Source organism: Streptomyces sp. NPDC001889, assembly GCF_053594535.1.
In genome coordinates, this window is record NZ_JBSFER010000003.1 from 182,486 (window position 1) to 199,387 (window position 16,902).

Annotated in this window: 17 protein-coding genes; 9 read left to right on the forward strand and 8 right to left on the reverse strand. The window is 72.0% G+C overall.

Features of this window, described 5'->3' with window-relative positions:
* The first annotated feature begins 97 nt into the window (after positions 1–97).
* The 6 genes from ACWCRA_RS04300 (at position 98) to ACWCRA_RS04325 (ending at position 6,292) form a co-directional block, all read left to right on the forward strand.
* Entirely contained in the window at positions 98–1,732 is a 1,635-nt protein-coding gene (locus tag ACWCRA_RS04300) for an ABC transporter ATP-binding protein (protein ID WP_351559157.1), read from the forward strand.
* The gene (locus ACWCRA_RS04305; RefSeq protein ID WP_351559151.1) at positions 1,729–2,841 is read left to right on the forward strand and encodes an ABC transporter permease; all 1,113 of its coding nucleotides are present in this window, start codon (positions 1,729–1,731) and stop codon (positions 2,839–2,841) included. Before ACWCRA_RS04300 ends, ACWCRA_RS04305 begins: the two co-directional genes overlap by 4 nt.
* Positions 2,838–4,130: an ABC transporter permease gene (locus ACWCRA_RS04310; protein WP_351559149.1), complete on the forward strand. Its 1,293-nt coding sequence runs from the start codon at positions 2,838–2,840 to the stop codon at positions 4,128–4,130. Before ACWCRA_RS04305 ends, ACWCRA_RS04310 begins: the two co-directional genes overlap by 4 nt.
* Positions 4,127–4,522 (forward strand): cytidine deaminase, encoded by a 396-nt coding sequence (locus ACWCRA_RS04315; RefSeq protein ID WP_351559147.1) that lies wholly within the window; start codon positions 4,127–4,129, stop codon positions 4,520–4,522. The genes ACWCRA_RS04310 and ACWCRA_RS04315 overlap by 4 nt, the downstream gene beginning before the upstream one ends.
* Before the next feature lie 102 nt (positions 4,523–4,624).
* Positions 4,625–5,902 carry a thymidine phosphorylase gene (locus tag ACWCRA_RS04320; protein ID WP_351559145.1) on the forward strand — a complete coding sequence of 426 codons (1,278 nt, stop codon included), beginning with the start codon at positions 4,625–4,627 and terminating at the stop codon, positions 5,900–5,902.
* Between the two features lie 99 nt (positions 5,903–6,001).
* Positions 6,002–6,292: an STAS domain-containing protein gene (locus tag ACWCRA_RS04325; RefSeq protein WP_351559143.1), complete on the forward strand. Its 291-nt coding sequence runs from the start codon at positions 6,002–6,004 to the stop codon at positions 6,290–6,292.
* Positions 6,293–6,314: 22 nt separating this feature from the next.
* Here ACWCRA_RS04325 and ACWCRA_RS04330 read toward each other — a convergent pair whose 3' ends face one another.
* The 3 genes from ACWCRA_RS04330 to ACWCRA_RS04340 form a co-directional block, all read right to left on the reverse strand.
* Positions 6,315–7,304 carry a sigma-70 family RNA polymerase sigma factor gene (locus ACWCRA_RS04330; RefSeq protein ID WP_351559141.1) on the reverse strand — a complete coding sequence of 330 codons (990 nt, stop codon included), beginning with the start codon at positions 7,302–7,304 and terminating at the stop codon, positions 6,315–6,317.
* A gap of 69 nt (positions 7,305–7,373) precedes the next feature.
* A complete protein-coding gene (locus tag ACWCRA_RS04335; RefSeq protein WP_451066877.1) occupies positions 7,374–8,024 on the reverse strand; it encodes a L,D-transpeptidase family protein in 651 nt (216 codons plus the stop codon).
* A 221-nt stretch (positions 8,025–8,245) separates the two neighbouring features.
* Positions 8,246–9,622, reverse strand: coding sequence for an MFS transporter (locus tag ACWCRA_RS04340; protein WP_451066823.1), 1,377 nt, complete (start codon positions 9,620–9,622; stop codon positions 8,246–8,248).
* A gap of 62 nt (positions 9,623–9,684) precedes the next feature.
* Here ACWCRA_RS04340 and ACWCRA_RS04345 point away from each other — a divergent pair, with 62 nt between their 5' ends.
* Positions 9,685–10,659 carry a LysR family transcriptional regulator gene (locus ACWCRA_RS04345; protein WP_351559137.1) on the forward strand — a complete coding sequence of 325 codons (975 nt, stop codon included), beginning with the start codon at positions 9,685–9,687 and terminating at the stop codon, positions 10,657–10,659.
* A gap of 343 nt (positions 10,660–11,002) precedes the next feature.
* Here ACWCRA_RS04345 and ACWCRA_RS04350 read toward each other — a convergent pair whose 3' ends face one another.
* The gene (locus ACWCRA_RS04350) at positions 11,003–11,803 is read right to left on the reverse strand and encodes an alpha/beta hydrolase (protein WP_451066824.1); all 801 of its coding nucleotides are present in this window, start codon (positions 11,801–11,803) and stop codon (positions 11,003–11,005) included.
* 103 nt (positions 11,804–11,906) lie between these two features.
* Between ACWCRA_RS04350 and ACWCRA_RS04355 the strand changes: the two genes are divergently transcribed.
* Positions 11,907–13,061, forward strand: a complete 1,155-nt coding sequence (locus tag ACWCRA_RS04355; RefSeq protein WP_351559133.1) for an adenosine deaminase — start codon at positions 11,907–11,909, stop codon at positions 13,059–13,061.
* A gap of 127 nt (positions 13,062–13,188) precedes the next feature.
* Positions 13,189–13,626: an ATP-binding protein gene (locus ACWCRA_RS04360; protein ID WP_351559131.1), complete on the forward strand. Its 438-nt coding sequence runs from the start codon at positions 13,189–13,191 to the stop codon at positions 13,624–13,626.
* A 116-nt stretch (positions 13,627–13,742) separates the two neighbouring features.
* On the opposite strand, the gene ACWCRA_RS04365 is transcribed toward ACWCRA_RS04360, so the two are convergent.
* From ACWCRA_RS04365 to ACWCRA_RS04380, 4 genes are all read right to left on the reverse strand, one after another.
* Entirely contained in the window at positions 13,743–13,955 is a 213-nt protein-coding gene (locus tag ACWCRA_RS04365) for a PspC domain-containing protein (RefSeq protein ID WP_351559319.1), read from the reverse strand.
* Between the two features lie 91 nt (positions 13,956–14,046).
* Positions 14,047–14,622, reverse strand: a complete 576-nt coding sequence (locus ACWCRA_RS04370) for a VanZ family protein (protein ID WP_451066825.1) — start codon at positions 14,620–14,622, stop codon at positions 14,047–14,049.
* Positions 14,623–14,717: 95 nt separating this feature from the next.
* A complete protein-coding gene (locus ACWCRA_RS04375; protein ID WP_351559315.1) occupies positions 14,718–15,353 on the reverse strand; it encodes a hypothetical protein in 636 nt (211 codons plus the stop codon).
* Positions 15,350–16,894, reverse strand: a complete 1,545-nt coding sequence (locus ACWCRA_RS04380) for a HAMP domain-containing sensor histidine kinase (protein WP_351559313.1) — start codon at positions 16,892–16,894, stop codon at positions 15,350–15,352. The genes ACWCRA_RS04375 and ACWCRA_RS04380 overlap by 4 nt, the downstream gene beginning before the upstream one ends.
* Positions 16,895–16,902: the final 8 nt, after the last annotated feature.

Below are 16,902 nucleotides of genomic sequence, written 5' to 3' on the forward strand. Positions count from 1 at the left end.
CCGGCGAGCGCGTCCGGCTCTTCGACCAATTGGCGACGCTACGCGCGTAGTTTCCCAGCTGCGGGCAGCTACGCGGTAGTTTTCGCCACCACCGCCTCTGCTCCTCCACTCCTGTCCTGGAGAGTGCGCCATCAAAGCGTCCAGCAGTCCCCATGCCGTAGAGCTCCGCGGCATCACCAAACGATTCCCCGGGGTCGTGGCCAACCACGACATCGACATCACCGTGACCCGTGGCACCGTGCACGCCCTCGTCGGCGAGAACGGCGCGGGCAAGTCCACTCTGATGAAGATCCTCTACGGCATGCAGAAGCCGGACGAGGGCACCATCGCGGTCGACGGTGAGCAGGTCTCCTTCTCCAACCCCGGAGAGGCCATCGCCCAGGGCATCGGCATGGTGCACCAGCACTTCATGCTCGCGGACTACCTCACCGTCCTCGAAAACGTCGTCCTCGGCTCCGAGAAGCTGTACGGGATCGGCGACCGGGCCCGCGCGAAGATCAAGGAGATCTCGGACGCGTACGGCCTGAACGTCCGGCCCGACGTCCATGTCGAGGACCTCGGTGTCGCCGACCGCCAGCGGGTGGAGATCCTCAAGGTCCTCTACCGCGGCGCGCGCACCCTGATCCTCGACGAGCCGACCGCCGTCCTCGTCCCGCAGGAGGTCGACGCCCTCTTCGACAATCTGCGGGAGCTGAAGGCCGAGGGCCTCACGGTCATCTTCATCTCGCACAAGCTCGGGGAGGTGCTCTCGGTCGCGGACGACATCACCGTCATCCGCCGCGGCACCACGGTCGGCACCGCCGACCCCGCCTCCACCACCCCCAAGCAGCTCGCCGAGCTGATGGTCGGCAGCGAGCTGCCCTCGCCCGAGACCCGTGAGTCCACCGTCACCGATGTGCCGATGCTCCGGATCGAGGAGCTGCGGCTGACCGCCACCGACCCCGACGGCGTCGTCCGCGCGGTGCTCGACGGCATCGACTTCACCATCCACAAGGGCGAGGTCCTCGGCATCGCGGGTGTGGAGGGCAACGGCCAGTCCGAGCTGGTCGAGGCCATCATGGGCATGCGGACGCTGGACTCCGGTGTGCTCACCCTCGACGGCGCGGACATCTCGCAGACGCCGACCCGCAAGCGCCGTGAGAACGGGATGGCGGTCATCCCCGAGGACCGCCACCGCCACGGCCTGCTGCTGGAAGCCCCGCTGTGGGAGAACCGCATCCTCGGCCATGTCACCGAGAAGCCCAACACCAGGGGCGCCTTCCTCGACATCAAGGCGGCCCGCGCCGACACCGCGCGGATCGTGCGCGAGTACGACGTGCGCACCCCGGGCATCGACGTCACCGCGGCCTCCCTCTCCGGCGGCAACCAGCAGAAGCTGATCGTCGGCCGCGAGATGAGCCACCACCCCAAGCTGCTGATCGCCGCCCACCCCACCCGCGGTGTGGACGTCGGCGCGCAGGCGCAGATCTGGGACCAGATCCGCGAGGCGCGCCGGGAGGGCCTGGCGGTCCTGCTGATCTCCGCCGACCTGGACGAGCTGATCGGGCTCTCCGACACCCTGCGGGTGATGTACCGGGGCCGGCTGGTCGCGGACGCCGACCCCGCCACCATCACCCCGGAGGAGCTGGGGTCGGCCATGACCGGCGCGGTCACCGGCCATCTCGAAGCCCCCGCGGAGCCCGGTTCCGCCGACGGCGCGGACAACCCCCGGGACGGGGGAGAGGACCGATGAAGAAGTTCGACAAGGAGCGGGTGCTCCTGGGGCTCGCCGCCCCGCTGCTCGCGATCGTGGTCGCGTTCGTGGTCACCGGCGTGGTGCTGCTGGCCACCGGCAAGGAGCCGTTCAACGCCTTCAGCATCATGTTCGACTACGGGTCGAAGGCGGACAGCCAGGTCTACATCCTGAACAAGGCCACCACCTACTACCTGGCAGGTCTCGCGGTCGCCCTCGGCTTCCGGATGAACCTGTTCAACATCGGCGTCGACGGCCAGTACCGCCTCGCCGCGTTCTTCGCCGCCGCCCTCGGCGGCGCGCTGACCCTGCCCGGCCCGATCCAGATCCCGCTGATCATCCTCTGCGCGATGACCGTCGGCGCGATGTGGGCCGGTATCGCCGGTGTCCTCAAGGTCACCCGGGGAGTCAGCGAGGTCGTCTCCACGATCATGCTGAACGCCATCGCCACCGCGATCATCGGCTATCTCCTCCAGTCCGGCCGCCTCGGCCATCTGGACAGCGCCGGTACGAAGATCTCCACCAAGCCGATCCCGGAGTCCTCGCACTTCTTCGAGTTCCCGACCGCCACCGGGCCCATCTGGGGCTTCATCGTGGTCGCGGCCCTCGCCGGCGTCGCCTACTGGTTCACCCTCTCCCGCACCCGCTTCGGCTTCGATCTGCGCACGGTCGGCCAGTCCGGCTCCGCCGCCGAGGCCAGCGGTGTGAACGTCAAGAAGATGGTCGTCACCTCCATGCTGATCTCCGGCGCCGTCGCCGGTCTGGTCGGTATGCCGACGCTGCTCAACGACAGTTACGAGTACAGCGGCGACTTCCCCGTCGGTATCGGCTTCACCGGTATCGCCATCGCCCTCCTCGGCCGCAACCACCCCGTCGGCATCGCCCTTGGCGCGCTCCTCTGGGCCTTCCTGGAGCGCGGCAGCGGCCAGCTCGAATTCCAGGGCTACGACAAGGAGATCGTCGGCGTCATCCAGGGCGTGATCGTCCTCTGTGTGGTCATCGCGTACGAAGTGGTGCGCCGCTACGGCCTCAAGCGCCAGCAGCGGCAGGTCGGCGCGAAGCTCGCCGCACAGGCCCGTAACTCCGAGAAGCAGGAGGTGTCGGCGTGAGCGTCACGGCGACTTCCACCCCGCCCCCCGCCGCCGCCCCCAAGGTGAGCGGTGGCAAGGGCGGCCGTACCCGCCTGTCCTTCCCGGTCATCCTGCTGATCATCGCGGGCGGGCTGCTGGTCCTCTCCGCGGTCCGCGCCGTCACCGGCGCCCAGGACCTCACCTCCGCCGGACTGATCAGCGCCGCGCTGGCGCTGGCGGTGCCGATCGGTCTCGCCGGTCTCGGCGGTCTGTGGGCCGAGCGCGCGGGCGTGGTCAACATCGGCCTTGAGGGCATGATGATCCTGGGCACCTTCTTCGGCGCCTGGGCCGGCTGGCAGACCGACCCGTGGATCGGTGTGCTCTGCGGTGTGCTGGGCGGCATGCTCGGCGGTCTGCTGCACGCGGTCGCCACCGTCACCTTCGGTGTCGACCACATCATCTCCGGTATCGCGATCAACATCCTGGCCGTCGGTTTCACCACCTACTTCGCCAAGCTCTGGTTCAACAGCGGCGAGGCCGCGGCGGCGGGCGGCAGCCCCAAGCAGTCCCCGCCCTCCGACGACATCACCTCCATCACCGTGCCGGGTCTCTCCGACTGGCTCGGCACGATCGAGGGCCACCACTGGTTCCTCGTCTCGGACCTGGCGGGCATCCTCGGCGGTCTGGTCACCAATCTGTCGCTGCTGACCCTGGTGGCCGTGGCGCTCTTCGTGATGACGTTCTTCGTCCTCTGGCGGACCTCGTTCGGTCTGCGGCTGCGCTCCTGCGGTGAGAACCCGATCGCCGCCGAGTCGCTGGGCGTCAATGTCTACAAGTACAAGTACATCGCCGTGATCGTCTCCGGCGGTATGGCCGGACTCGGCGGCGCGTTCCTGTCGCTGGTCACCGCGCACATCTACAACGAGGGCCAGACCGGCGGGCGCGGCTACATCGGTCTCGCCGCGATGATCTTCGGCAACTGGCGGCCCGGCGGGCTCGCCATGGGCGCCGGTCTCTTCGGCTTCACCGACGCGCTCCAGCTGCGCAACGGCGGCCAGACCGTCCACGCGCTCCTGCTGCTCCTCGTGATCGTGCTCATCGCTCTCGCGATCTGGAAGTTCACCCGCAAGAACATGGTCCAGGCCTCGGTCAGCGCCGCCGTCGCCGCCCTGGTGCTGGTCTGGTACCTGGCCACGGACACGGTTCCGAACGAGTTCGTGACCGCCACCCCGTACGTGGTGACGCTGCTGGTCCTCTCGCTCTCCGCGCAACGGCTGCGGATGCCCAAGGCGGACGGCATGCGCTACCGCAAGGGGCAGGGCAAGTGACCCGGGCCCCGTTCGACTGGGAGGCCCTGCGGGCCCATGCGCGCGAGGCCATGACCCACGCGTACGCGCCCTACTCGGGCTTCCCGGTCGGGGTCGCCGCCCGGGTGGACGACGGCCGCACGGTCACCGGCTGCAATGTCGAGAACGCCTCCTACGGCCTCTCGCTCTGCGCCGAGTGCGGGCTCGTCTCCCGGCTCCAGGCCACCGGCGGCGGCCGGCTGACCCACTTCACCTGTGTGGACGGCCGGGGCGAGAGCCTGGTGCCGTGCGGCCGGTGCCGTCAGCTGCTGTACGAGTTCGGCGGGGGCGGGCTGCTGCTCGACACCCCCGGCGGGATCGTGACCCTGGCGGAGATGCTCCCCCAGGCCTTCGGTCCCCAGCACCTCGCGTGACCCCCTGACCGCGGCCCCTCCGTCCCGATGGAGGGGCCGCGGCCTTTACCCTCGATCTCTATGCGCGTAGAGCGCGGTGAGCCTGCACTCTGGAGGAATTCCATGGACGTCATCTCCGTCATCCGCACCAAGCGGGACCGGGGGGAGCTGAGCCCCGGGCAGATCGACTGGGTCATCGACGCCTACACCCGCGGTGAGGTCGCCGACGAGCAGATGTCCGCGCTGGCGATGGCGATCCTGCTGAACGGGATGAACCGTACGGAGATCGCCCGCTGGACCGCCGCGATGATCGCCTCCGGCGAGCGGATGAACTTCGACGCGCTCTCCCGGCCCACCGCGGACAAGCACTCCACCGGCGGCGTCGGCGACAAGATCACCCTCCCGCTGGCGCCGCTGGTCGCCGCCTGCGGGGCCGCCGTGCCGCAGCTCTCCGGGCGCGGCCTCGGCCACACCGGCGGCACCCTGGACAAGCTGGAGTCCATCCCCGGCTGGCGGGCGCTGCTCTCCAACGAGGAGATGCTGCACGTCCTGGACACCACCGGCGCGGTGATCTGCGCGGCGGGCGACGGTCTGGCCCCCGCCGACAAGAAGCTGTACGCGCTGCGCGATGTCACCGGCACGGTCGAGGCCATCCCGCTGATCGCCTCCTCGATCATGTCGAAGAAGATCGCCGAGGGCACCGGTTCGCTGGTCCTCGACGTCAAGGCCGGCACCGGCGCGTTCATGAAGAACATCGAGGACGCCCGGGAGCTGGCCTCCACCATGGTGGCGCTGGGCACCGACAGCGGGGTGCGGACCGTCGCCCTGCTCACCGACATGTCCACGCCGCTCGGCCGCACCGCCGGCAACGCCCTGGAGGTCCGTGAGTCCGTCGAGGTCCTGGCGGGCGGCGGCCCGGCCGATGTGGTCGAGCTGACGCTGGCGCTCGCCCGCGAGATGCTGGACGCGGCCGGACTGCGGGACGCCGACCCGGAGCGGGCGCTCGCCGACGGCTCCGCGATGGACGTCTGGCGCCGGATGATCTCCGCCCAGGGCGGCGACCCGGACGCGGCCCTGCCGGTCGCCCGCGAACGGCAGATCGTCACCGCCCCCGCATCGGGTGTGCTGACCCGGCTCGACGCGTACGACATCGGCGTCGCCGCCTGGCGTCTGGGCGCCGGCCGCGCCCGCAAGGAGGACCCCGTCCAGGCGGGTGCCGGCGTCGAGATCCACGCCAAGCCCGGTGACACGGTGGCCGCGGGCCAGCCCCTGCTGACCCTGCACACCGACACCCCGGAGAAGTTCGCGTACGCCCTGAAGTCCCTGGACTCCTCCTTCGACATCGCCCCGGCGGGTACGGCCTTCACCCCGGACCCGATCGTGCTGGACCGCATCGCCTGACGCGCTCCCGGCTCGCCCGGGCCGGCCCGGCCCGGGCGACCCCGGCCGGCCCGGGATCGCCCGGCGATGAGTTCCGCGCACCCGGGCAGTCTCCTTGGTGTGGACACCACAGGAACTGTCGTTGTGCGCATCTCCGGCCGGGTGCTCCCGGGAGATGTGTCCCGGCTGTGCGAGGAGTTGAGCGCACGGGCCGCCGAGACCGCCGCCACCGAGGTGATCTGCGAGGTGGGGGCGCTGGCCCCGGCCGACCTCGCCGCCGTGGAGGCGCTCGCCCGGCTGCGGCTCACGGCCCGGCGGCTCGGCTGCCGGACACGGCTGCGGGGCGCCGGGCCGGAGCTGCTGGCCCTCCTCGGTCTGCTGGGGCTCGGGGTGCTGGCCGAGGCCGGCTGAGACCGGCCCCGCCAGCCCTGGGTCAGCCCGTCTCCTTCGGCAGCCGCTCCGGCAGCTCGAAGAGCGGGAACCACCGCGCCGTGTCCAGGAACGAATGGATTCCGGCGATCCTTCCGTCCCGGATATCCATGATCATCAGCGCCCAGGGGACATGCCCGTCGCCGTCCTCCGCCGCGTGGTAGTGCGCGAAGGCGGGCATGCCGTTGGCCACCGTCGGGACGAGCCGCGAGCCGCGGCACACCGAACCCACGCCCAGGAACCAGCCGATGATGTTCTCGTGGCCCTGGAGCCACAGGTCGTACGGGGGCATGGAGAGCGTGGCGTCGTCGTGGAGGACCTGCTTCAGGGCCTCCATGTCGTATCCCTCGAAGGCCGCCACATAGCGCTCCAGCAGCTTGCGCTGCTCCTCGTCCAGCGGGTTCGCCGTCTCGGCCTCGGCCGGCGGCGACTCGGCCAGCGTCGCCCGCGCCCGCTGGAGGGCGCTGTTCACCGACGCGACGGAGGTCTCCAGCAGCTCCGCCACCTCCACCGCCTTCCACGCCAGCACCTCGCGGAGGATCAGCACCGCGCGCTGCTTCGGCGGCAGATGCTGGAGCGCGGCGATGAACGCCAGCCGGATCGTCTCCCGCTCCACCGCCCGCTCCGCCGGGTCCGCCACCGACGGCAGCACCCGCCCGTCCGGCACCGGCTCCAGCCAGGTCGCCTCGGGGCGGGTGTTCAGCTGGGCCTGCGCCACGGGCGTCGGCCCCGACAGATCCATCGGGCGGGCCCGGCGGTTGCCGGCGCTCAGCATGTCGAGACAGACGTTCGTCGCGATGCGGTAGAGCCAGGACCGCAGCGACGAACGCCCCTCGAACTTCTCCAGATTCCGCCAGGCCCGGACCATGGTGTCCTGTACGGCGTCCTCCGCCTCGAAGGACGAGCCGAGCATGCGGTAGCAGTAGCCCGTCAGTTCCCGGCGGTACTTCTCCAGCTCGGCATCCAGGTTTTCGGTTGTTGCCAGATCACCCATCGGGTCCACCCCTGTCGCCCATTGTCACCAGCTCTGGGGAACCTACAGGAGCGGACTGACAGTGGGGGCTCAGGTTCCGGGCTTCCGTCCGTAGACGTACACGTCATCGCCGTTCCTCAGCAGATTCCAGTACGTCTTGGCGTCGGCGGGACGCATATTGACGCAGCCGCCCGAGCCCGGTGGGTTCCACATCGACTTCGTCACCGAATGGAATGCCTGGCCGCCGTCGAAGAACTGCGCGTACGGCATCTTGACCTTGTAGATCGACGAGAAGTGGTCGATGTTCCGCCAGTAGATCTTCTTGGCGCCGGTCCTGGTCTCGGTGCCGTTCTTGCCCGTGCGCACCGGGAACGGCCCGGCCTTCAGCTTCTTGCCGTCCTGAATCCAGCTCAGCTGGCGGGTCAGGTCCACACAGGCGATCCGGCCCTTGTTCACCGGGCACTTGCCCGCCTTGTTGGGGGTCTTCCCCGCCGCCCGCTGCTGGAGGATCGTGTTCATCGTCTGCCAGGTCAGCGGGCCCGCGTAGCCGGCCGCCGGAGTGATCCCGTGCGTGGTCTGGAACGACCGGATCGCCTTGCAGTCGGCGACCGACTGCCTGCCGTCCACCGTCCGCCCGAGGAACTTCTCCACCTGCTTCTGATGCGGCCCCGCCGTCGCCGTGCAGGCCGCGGCGGCCGTGGCGGGCGTGCTGCCCAGCGCCACCGTCAGCGGAACCACCAGGCCCGTGAGCCCCAGCGCGATCCCCGCCCGCCGGGCCGCCGTGCCGCGCGCCGCCCCGCGTACCCCGCGTACCTCTCTTGACTTCCCCACGTTCCCCACATCCCCTCGTGCGCCGTCGCGTTCGCTCTGGCTTGTACCATTTGACGGCTGTCGGGGGGTGGGAGTTGTGCTGAATATGTCTCAATCCCGCTACAGGGAGCGATCTTTGGCCGGACCCGGGGTCAGCCGCGCGCCGCGACGGCCGAGACCCTCAGCGGGCCGCGCGCCTCGGCCCGCGCCACCCGGGTCCCGTACAGCGTGATCGAGACGACGCCGAGCACCGCCAGCAGGCCCAGGCCGACCGTGCCGGCCCAGCCCCCCGCGTGGAAGGCGACCGCGCCGAGCGTGCCGCCGACGCTGGAGCCCAGGTAGTAGACCGACTGGTACAGCGCCGACGCCTGGGCGCGGCCGGTGGTGGCCGTGCGGCTCACCGACGACGAGGCGACCGCGTGACCGGCGAAGAAACCGGCGGTGATCAGCACCAGGCCGGCCAGCACCGCGGCCAGCGAGTCGGCCAGCGAGAGCAGCAGGCCCGCGGCGGTCGTGGTGACCGCCAGATACAGCGCCCCGCGCCGGCCGAGACGGCCCACCAGGGAGCCCGCGGCGGCGGAGGAGACCGTACCCACGAGATAGACCAGGAAGATCGAGCCGATGACGCCCTGGGGGAGCGAGAAGGGCTCCGCGACCAGCCGGTAGCCGATCACCGTGTACACGGCGCCGAACACCGTCATGAAGAGCGCGCCGATCGCGTACAGCCGCAGCAGCAGCGGGTTGGCGAGATGGCCGCGCACCGTCCGGCCCAGCACCCGAGGGCTCAGCGTCCCGGGGGTGAAGTGCCGGGCCCTCGGCAGCAGCAGCCGGAAGGCCACCGCGCCCGCGAGGGCCAGCAGACCCACCGCCAGCAGACCCGCGCGCCAGCCCCACAGCTGGGCCGCCCAGCCCGTGACGATCCGGCCGCTCATGCCGCCGACGCTGTTGCCCGCGACGAAGAGGCCGATCGCGGCGATCAGCGCCTTGGGCCGGACCTCCTCCGCGAGATACGCCATCGCGGAGGCGGGCAGCCCCGCCAGCGCCGCGCCCTGGAGGGTGCGGAGCGCCACCAGCCACTCCAGGCTCGGCGCGAACGGCACCAGGAGGCCGAGGCCGACCGCGGCCGACAGCGAGGCGGTCATCAGGGTGCGCCGGCCGAACCGCTCGGAGAGCGCGCTCAGCGGGAGCACGAAGAGGGCCAGCGCGCCGGTGGCGGCCGAGACCGTCCAGCTCGCCGCCGACGCGCTCACCCCGAAACCGGAGGAGATCGCGGGCAGCAGGGCCTGGGTGGAGTAGAGGAGGGCGAAGGCGGCCATGCCCGCCGCGAAGAGCGCGAGGCTCATCCGGCGGTAGCCGGGGCGGCCGGGGGCGAGCTGCCCGGGGGCGGCGGCCTCGGGCCTGAGGGGGTCCCCGGCGGACTCCGCGGACTCGGGGGTCTCGGCGGGGCCGGGGGTGTCGGTGGACCGGGGTACGGGGGTGACGGCGACGGCGCCCACGGGAGTGGACGCCTTGGTACTGGCAGCAGGCATGGTTCGAACGTACGTCCCGGCTTTTCATGCGTCCAATGCATGGAATGGCCATAATCGTTCCCATGGTGCATGAGTCCAGCTCACAGCCTCGGCTGTCACAGAGCAGTTACGCGGAACACGTCGGGGGACACGAGGAGGACACGGCGCTGTTGCTCGCGCCGCGCCTCGCCTGGTTCGCCGGGGTCGCCCGGCACGAACATGTGACCCGCGCCGCGCAGGAGATGGGGGTTCCGCAGTCGACCCTCTCCCGGGCCGTCGTCCGGCTGGAGCGGGACCTCGGGGTCACCCTCTTCGCGCGCCGGGGGCGCACGGTCTCGCTCACGCCCGCCGGCCGGACGTTCCTCACCTCCGTGGAGCGCGCCCTCGGCGAGGTGGAGCGCGCGGCCGAGTCCGTCCGCGCGGACGCCGATCCCGGCGGCGGGAAGGTCGCCTTTGGCTTTCTGCACACCATGGGGTCGGAGACCGTGCCGGGGCTGCTGCGGGCCTTCCGGGCGGACCACCCGAAGATCCGGTTCACCCTGGTGCAGAACCATGGGGAGGCGATGCTCGGGGGGCTGCGCTCGGGCGATCTCGATCTCTGCCTCACCTCGCCGGTCCCGGACGCCCCGGACCTCGTCGCCCGGCGGCTGGACGAGCAGCGGCTGCGGCTCGTGGTGCCCGAGGACCACCGGCTGGCCCGCCGCAGGCGCATCCGGCTCGCGGAGGCGGCGGAGGACGTCTTCGTCACCCTGGAGCCGGGGTACGGGCTGCGCCGGATCACCGACGACCTCTGCGCGCGGGCGGGGTTCACGCCGAGGGTGGCCTTCGAGGGGGAGGAGGCGGAGACCCTGCGGGGGCTGGTGGCGGCGGGGCTGGGGGTGGCGCTGCTGCCGCCGCCGGCGGTGGCGAGGCCGGGGGTGGTGGAGCTGACGGTGACGGCTCCGCGGGCGGTCCGCGAGATCGGTGTCGCCTGGCTCGACGGCCACCCCGACACCGCGCCGGTGGCCGCGTTCAAGAAGTTCCTCCTCTCCCGCCGAGGCAGACTCCTCCCGGACTAGGTCGTCTCTTTCGGATCGTGCCGGGCTCGCGAGCCCCGGCACCGCGCCTCGCCGCGTTGTCGTCGGTCGCCGGCGCTCCGTGTGGGCTCCCTCCTCCGCCTCGCGATCCACGGCCCCGGACCCCGCTCACCGACCCGGCCCGACCCGAAAGAACCCCCCCAGCCCCCGAACCCGGGTGCCCCGGGCAAACCCTGCCCGTCCGGGTGCACCTCCCGGAGGCGGCTCTGGGGGAGTTTTGAGGACGGACCTCGCGTCTGACGGGTGGCCCGGGCAAAACCCAGCCTGTCCGGCGATTGAGGACGGACCCCGTGCCACAGGGAACCCGCACCCCGCACCCCCCCGGCTACGGGCGCAGGGACTTGCCGAAGCCCGCCGCCAGGGGCATGCGGAGGCCCAGGGGCGGCGGGGCCGCCAGGGCGTCCGCCACCGGGCGGGAGTACGGGTGGGGGAAGAGCGACCCGAGCACGAAGTCCGTCGCCAGCGCCAGCACCTCCGCGTGGTGCTGCCGCAGCGCATTCCCGTCCGAGTGCACCTCGAAGCGGCATATGCTCCGATTCACCTTCTTCGCCCGCTCCGCCAGCCGGTACGACAGATCCGGCTCCGTCCGCGCGTCATTCGTCCCGTGCACGATCATCACCTGCCGCCCCACCAGCTGCCGCACCGGCTCCTGCCCCTCCTCCGGCAGCCACGGCGCCAGCGCCAGCACCGCGCCGACCCCCGGGTGGTCCGCCGCGTGCAGCGCCGCCCGCCCGCCGAAGCCGTGCCCCGCGAGACAGATCGGCACATCCCCGTACCGCCGCACCACCTCGTCCGCCGCCCGCGCCGCGTCCACCGCGAGCCCGGCGTCGGGGCCGTTCCAGCCGCGCGCCCGGTAGTGCACCGAGTGCACCACCAGACCGTCCACGCGCCCCGCCCGTGCCAGCGCCCGCCCCAGTGGCAGAATCCGGGCGAACGACCGTGCCGACGGCGGGCGCGCCGACTCGGGCACGCCGTCCGGCAGCAGCAGCACCACCCCGCCGACCACCGGATCGACCCCCGCCGTACGGGTCCCGTAGGCCCGGCCCAGCCGGACCTCCCGGTCCGCCGGCGCCGTCCCACGCTCTTCAGTCCGCCCCCACCATCGGGGCAGTACACGCTCTGCCATGGCAGAACAGTCTCAGAAGCGGGCCGATACGCCACCCGTACGCGCGATCACTGTTACGAATCTCCCCAGCGCGCTCTACGCGCGTAGGGGCTAGAGTTCGCAGATGACGAGCCAGACCCTCAACACGCCCACAGCGGAGCAGATCCGCCGCGCCCCGAAGGTCCTCCTCCACGACCACCTCGACGGCGGGCTGCGTCCGGGCACGATCATCGACATCGCCCGCGCGACGGGCTACGAGTCGCTCCCCGAGACCGAGCCGGACAAGCTCGGCGTCTGGTTCCGCGAGGCCGCCGACTCCGGCTCCCTGGAGCGCTATCTGGAGACCTTCGCCCACACCTGCGCCGTGATGCAGACCCGCGACGCGCTCTTCCGGGTCGCCGCCGAGTGCGCCGAGGACCTCGCCGAGGACGGTGTGGTGTACGCGGAGATCCGCTACGCCCCCGAACAGCACCTGGAGGCCGGGCTCACCCTCGAAGAGGTCGTGGAGGCCGTCAACGACGGCTTCCGCGAGGGCGAGCGGATCGCCCGCGCCAACGGCCACCGCATCCGCGTCGGCGCGCTCCTCACCGCCATGCGCCACGCGGCCCGCGCCCTGGAGATCGCCGAGCTGGCCAACCGCTACCGCGACTCCGGCGTCGTCGGCTTCGACATCGCGGGCGCCGAGGCGGGCTTCCCGCCCACCCGCCATCTCGACGCCTTCGAGTACCTCAAGCGCGAGAACAACCACTTCACCATCCACGCGGGCGAGGCGTTCGGCCTGCCGTCGATCTGGCAGGCCCTCCAGTGGTGCGGGGCCGACCGGCTCGGGCACGGTGTGCGGATCATCGACGACATCACGGTGGGCCCCGACGGGCAGGTGCAGCTCGGCCGGCTCGCCTCCTACGTCCGGGACAAGCGCGTCCCGCTGGAGCTCTGCCCGACCTCCAACCTCCAGACCGGGGCCGCCGAGTCCTACGCCGCCCACCCCATCGGGCTGCTCCGCGGACTGCATTTCCGCGCCACGGTCAACACCGACAACCGGCTGATGTCGGGAACCAGCATGAGCCGGGAGTTCGAGCATCTGACCGAGGCTTTCGGATACACACTCGACGACATGCAGTGGTTCACCGTCAACGGAATGAAAAGCGCTTTCATCCCTTTCGATGAACGACTGGCGATGATCAATGATGTCATCAAGCCCGGATACGCCGAGCTGAAATCCGAATGGCTGTTCCGCCAGACCGCCGCGACCAGCGAATCCTCCGCGACGGAACGCTGATATCACGGACACCGGGGCCGCCGGGAATGTCAAACACTCGGCCGCCCCGGGGTGTTTGCCTCGGTGATGGGGCTGTGGCTAGCTTGCGGAGCCGCTCATATTCCCCCGTCCCAAGGACACACCTCTGATGAAGCAGTCTGCTGCCAGGACTCTCGGTGTCGCCGCCCTCGGTGCCGCCTTCGTCGCCGCCGCCGCGGGCGCGGCCTCCGCCGAGCCCGCAGCCTTTCCCGACTCCGCGACCTCGCTCGACACCATCTCCGGCGTGGTGTCGGCCGACGGTCTCGACGACAACCTCCCGGGCGGCGCCGAGTCGCTGGCCGGGGCCAAGTCCGCCGTGACCACGGCCGCCGCCACCGTCCCCGGCACCCTCCAGGGGGCCGCCCAGCGCGCCATGACCCCCGGCGCCCCCACCGACGCCGTCACCGGCCTGCTCGGCGGCCTCCCGGTCGCCCAGCTGACCCAGGCCGCGCCGATCGGCGGACTGCCGCTGGTCGGCGGGCTCACCAGCCTCGCCGGCGGCGCGGGTGCCCTCGGTGCCGCACCCGGTCTCGCCGGGGCCGTCTGACCCCGGCACCCTGGAGGCCGTCCCTTCCCCGGACACGGCCGCCCGGCAGCACGACGGGGCGCCCACCGCCTGAGCGGTGCGCGCCCCGTCTCCCCGTGTGCGCGGACCGTGAGCCGCTACCAGGCGGTCTTCGCCGATGCGGCGGACGACCGCTCGCCCGGCAGCAGCGCCCACAGCGCCGCGTACAGCAGGAACTGCGGACCCGGCAGCAGACACGAGGCCACGAAGATCACTCGCATGGTGGTCGCCGATGTGCCGAAGCGCCGGGCCAGGCCCGCGCACACTCCACCGATCATGCGTCCATCGCGGGGGCGGACAAGTGCGGCCATGGCGGGCTCCTTCGCTGGGCGGTGGGAGCCGCTCCGTGTGCGGCCTCCCGATATCTCCATACTGCTCCGCCAAGCCGGACGAAACCTCGCTCTACGGGGTGATACCGACCCTGGAAATCGTCGGGGTCGGGCCCTGAGGGGCGTCCTCCCTCAGCAGGGCCCCGGGGCCGGGGCCGGTCCCCGCGGCCCGCGCGCCCCCGGCCGCCCGGCTCGGCTGCTCGCCCACCCCGGGCAGCACCGGCGCGACCGCGCGGCGCCGCCGCAGCCGGGCCCGCGCCGCGGGCACCACCAGCAGATGGGTGACCGCGACCCCGGCCGTGTTCAGCATCAGCGAGTCCACATTCAGCACCCGCCCCGGCACACCCGTCTGGAACAGTTCGATCCCGAGCGAGAGGAGCGCCCCGGCCGCCACCGTCCGGGCCAGCGACGCCAGCGGCGAGACCGCCAGCCGCCCGCCCGCCAGCGGCAGCAGCACCCCCAGGGGCGCCAGCAGCAGCAGCCCGCCGCCTATCCCGCGCACCGCCTCCGCCGGACCGAGCGACAGATGCGCCTTCACGCTGGCGAGCGGCTCCAGATTCGCCGCCGTCACCCAGGGCACATCCAGCGGGCGCAGGGTCAGCCACCCGACGAGCACCAGGTGCGCGAGGAGGAGGAGAGCCCCCGCCACGCGCAAGCGGATGGCGGCACTGCGGCCCGTACCTTGACGCTGCACGCCACAGAAGACGCACACCACGCGGGAATCGGTTCCGTCTCTTCGCACGCTCAGGAAGCCGAAGGGGAAGGCGCGGCGGAGGCGGGCGCCGAGAGGGCGGGCAGCGGCTCCGACGGCCGCTCCCTGGCCTGCGCCGAGCAGGCGTACGCCCGTGCCGGATACCCTCCGGGCCCGCCGAGCACCACCGTGCCGCCCGCAGTCGCCGCCCGGCTCTCCGCGAAGGTGCAGACGATCTGCGCCAGCGCCGCCTCCGGCAGATCCTCCGGCTGCCGGCTCAGCCGCAGCGTCCCCGCCGGATCGCCCGGCCGGGGCCCGCTGACCGCGATCGGCCCCGGCACATCCGTACCGAAGCCCACCTCGCGCTCCCCGGCCGACGGCTCCCGCTCCAGCTCCGCCAGGAGCGCCTGCGCGACCCGCACCCGGCCGGCGGGCGAGGACGCCTCCGGCGCGGGGCCGGCCGTGCGGTCCACGGACTTCAGCTGGGACGCGCAGATCAGATAGATCTGCACGGGAAGACCGGGCGACGGCGAAGCGGTGTCCGCGCGGCTCCCCCCGCTCACCTCGCACGCCGGCCGCGACGGCGCGGGCCCGTAGTAGACCGGCACCTGGGTGGTCCTGATCCCGCATCCGGCGAGCACCAGCGCGCCGCCCGCCAGCGCTATGAATCCCAGCGCCCTCCGCCTCACTGCCCGTTCCCCTCTCCCCGCCCGCCACTCGAAGGGCTCTCTCCGGCGCCGTCCGCGGGCGCCGACGCGTCCAGCGGCAGCCGCAGCACGAACACCGCGCCGTCGCCGTCCGGCGAGTTCGCGGCGGTGATGGTGCCGCCGTGGGCGATGGCGTTCTCCACCGCGATCGACAGCCCGAGACCGCTGCCGTCGGACTTCGGCCGGGACGCGCTGGCCTTGTAGAACCGGTCGAAGACATGCGGCAGCACATCGGCGGGGATGCCGGGGCCGTGGTCGCGCACCTCGATCACCAGGGTGGCGCCGTCGTCGACCAGCCGCACCGCCACCCGCACCGGCGAACCGCCGTGCTTGAGCGCGTTGCCGATCAGATTCGCCAGGATCACATCGAGCCGCCGGGGGTCGAGGCGCGCCATGATCCCGCGCTCGGCGTCCAGCTCCACCGCGTCCAGCCAGGCGCGGGCGTCGATACAGGCGGTGACCTGGTCGGCCACGTCGACCGTGTCCAGGACGACCTTGGCGGTCCCCGCGTCGAAGCGGGTGACCTCCATCAGGTTCTCCACCAGATCGCCCAGCCGACGGGTCTCGCTGACCACCAGATTCACCGCGGGCGCGATCATCGGATCGAGGTTGTCCACCTCGTCCTCCAGCACCTCGGCGACGGCGGTGAGCGCGGTCAGCGGCGTCCGCAGCTCATGCGACATATCGGCGACGAAACGGCGGCTGGACTCCTCCCGGGCGCTCATGTCGGCGACCTTCTTCTCCAGCGACTCCGCCGTCCTGTTGAAGGTCCTCGCCAGCTCCGCCAGCTCGTCGGTGCCCGAGATCCGCAGCCGGGTGTCGAGCTTCCCCTCGCCGAGCCTGCGCGCCGCGTCCCCGAGCCGGCGCACCGGCTTGAGCACCGTGGTCGCCGCCGCCTGGGCGAGCAGCGCCGAGCCGACGAGCGCCAGCGCGGTCGCTATCCCCAGCGACCAGGCGAGCGTGTTGAGGTCCTCGCGCTCGTTCTCCAGCGACTTGAGCACATATCCCGTCGGCCCGCCGTTCATGATCCGCGAGCCGCCGACCAGATACGGGGTGCCGCCGCGCTCGATGCGCTGCCAGTACAGATGGTACGGAGCGGGATCGGCGGCGCTGATCTCCTGACGGTCGTTCACCGCGTCCTGGAGCGCCGGCGGCACGTCGTCGAGGGTGAAGCCGTCCGCGTCGGAGGTGGCCGCCACCGGCTTGCGCTCGGCGCGCTCGGCCAGCAGCAGCACGCTGTATCCCGACTTGCCGTCGGCCATCAGATCGGCCGTGTCCTGGAGTTCGCCCTGGGTGGGGTGGAGCGGCAGCGACGCGGCGTGGCTCTGCATCTCCTTGTGGAAGTTCTCCAGCGCGGAGTCCTGGGTCCGGGAGAGCACCGCCTCGCGGTTGAGCCAGTACGCGATGCCCGAAGCGGAGACGGCGGCGGTCAGCGCGACCGCCGCGAAGACGACGACGAGCCGCAGCCGCAGACTCGTCCAGCGCAGCCCGCTGAGCACCGCGCGCCGGCCGGCACCGCTCACCGCGCGCC

Excerpts from the sequence above, each read along its gene's own strand:
- ACWCRA_RS04360 (WP_351559131.1), top strand. The coding sequence starts at position 13,189 with ATGAAGCAGTCTGCTGCCAGGACTCTCGGTGTCGCCGCCCTCGGTGCC.
- ACWCRA_RS04320 (WP_351559145.1), top strand. The coding sequence starts at position 4,625 with ATGGACGTCATCTCCGTCATCCGCACCAAGCGGGACCGGGGGGAGCTG.
- ACWCRA_RS04340 (WP_451066823.1), bottom strand. The coding sequence starts at position 9,622 with ATGCCTGCTGCCAGTACCAAGGCGTCCACTCCCGTGGGCGCCGTCGCC.
- ACWCRA_RS04330 (WP_351559141.1), bottom strand. The coding sequence starts at position 7,304 with ATGGGTGATCTGGCAACAACCGAAAACCTGGATGCCGAGCTGGAGAAG.
- ACWCRA_RS04355 (WP_351559133.1), top strand. The coding sequence starts at position 11,907 with ATGACGAGCCAGACCCTCAACACGCCCACAGCGGAGCAGATCCGCCGC.
- ACWCRA_RS04365 (WP_351559319.1), bottom strand. The coding sequence starts at position 13,955 with ATGGCCGCACTTGTCCGCCCCCGCGATGGACGCATGATCGGTGGAGTG.
- ACWCRA_RS04345 (WP_351559137.1), top strand. The coding sequence starts at position 9,685 with ATGGTGCATGAGTCCAGCTCACAGCCTCGGCTGTCACAGAGCAGTTAC.
- ACWCRA_RS04305 (WP_351559151.1), top strand. The coding sequence starts at position 1,729 with ATGAAGAAGTTCGACAAGGAGCGGGTGCTCCTGGGGCTCGCCGCCCCG.
- ACWCRA_RS04350 (WP_451066824.1), bottom strand. The coding sequence starts at position 11,803 with ATGGCAGAGCGTGTACTGCCCCGATGGTGGGGGCGGACTGAAGAGCGT.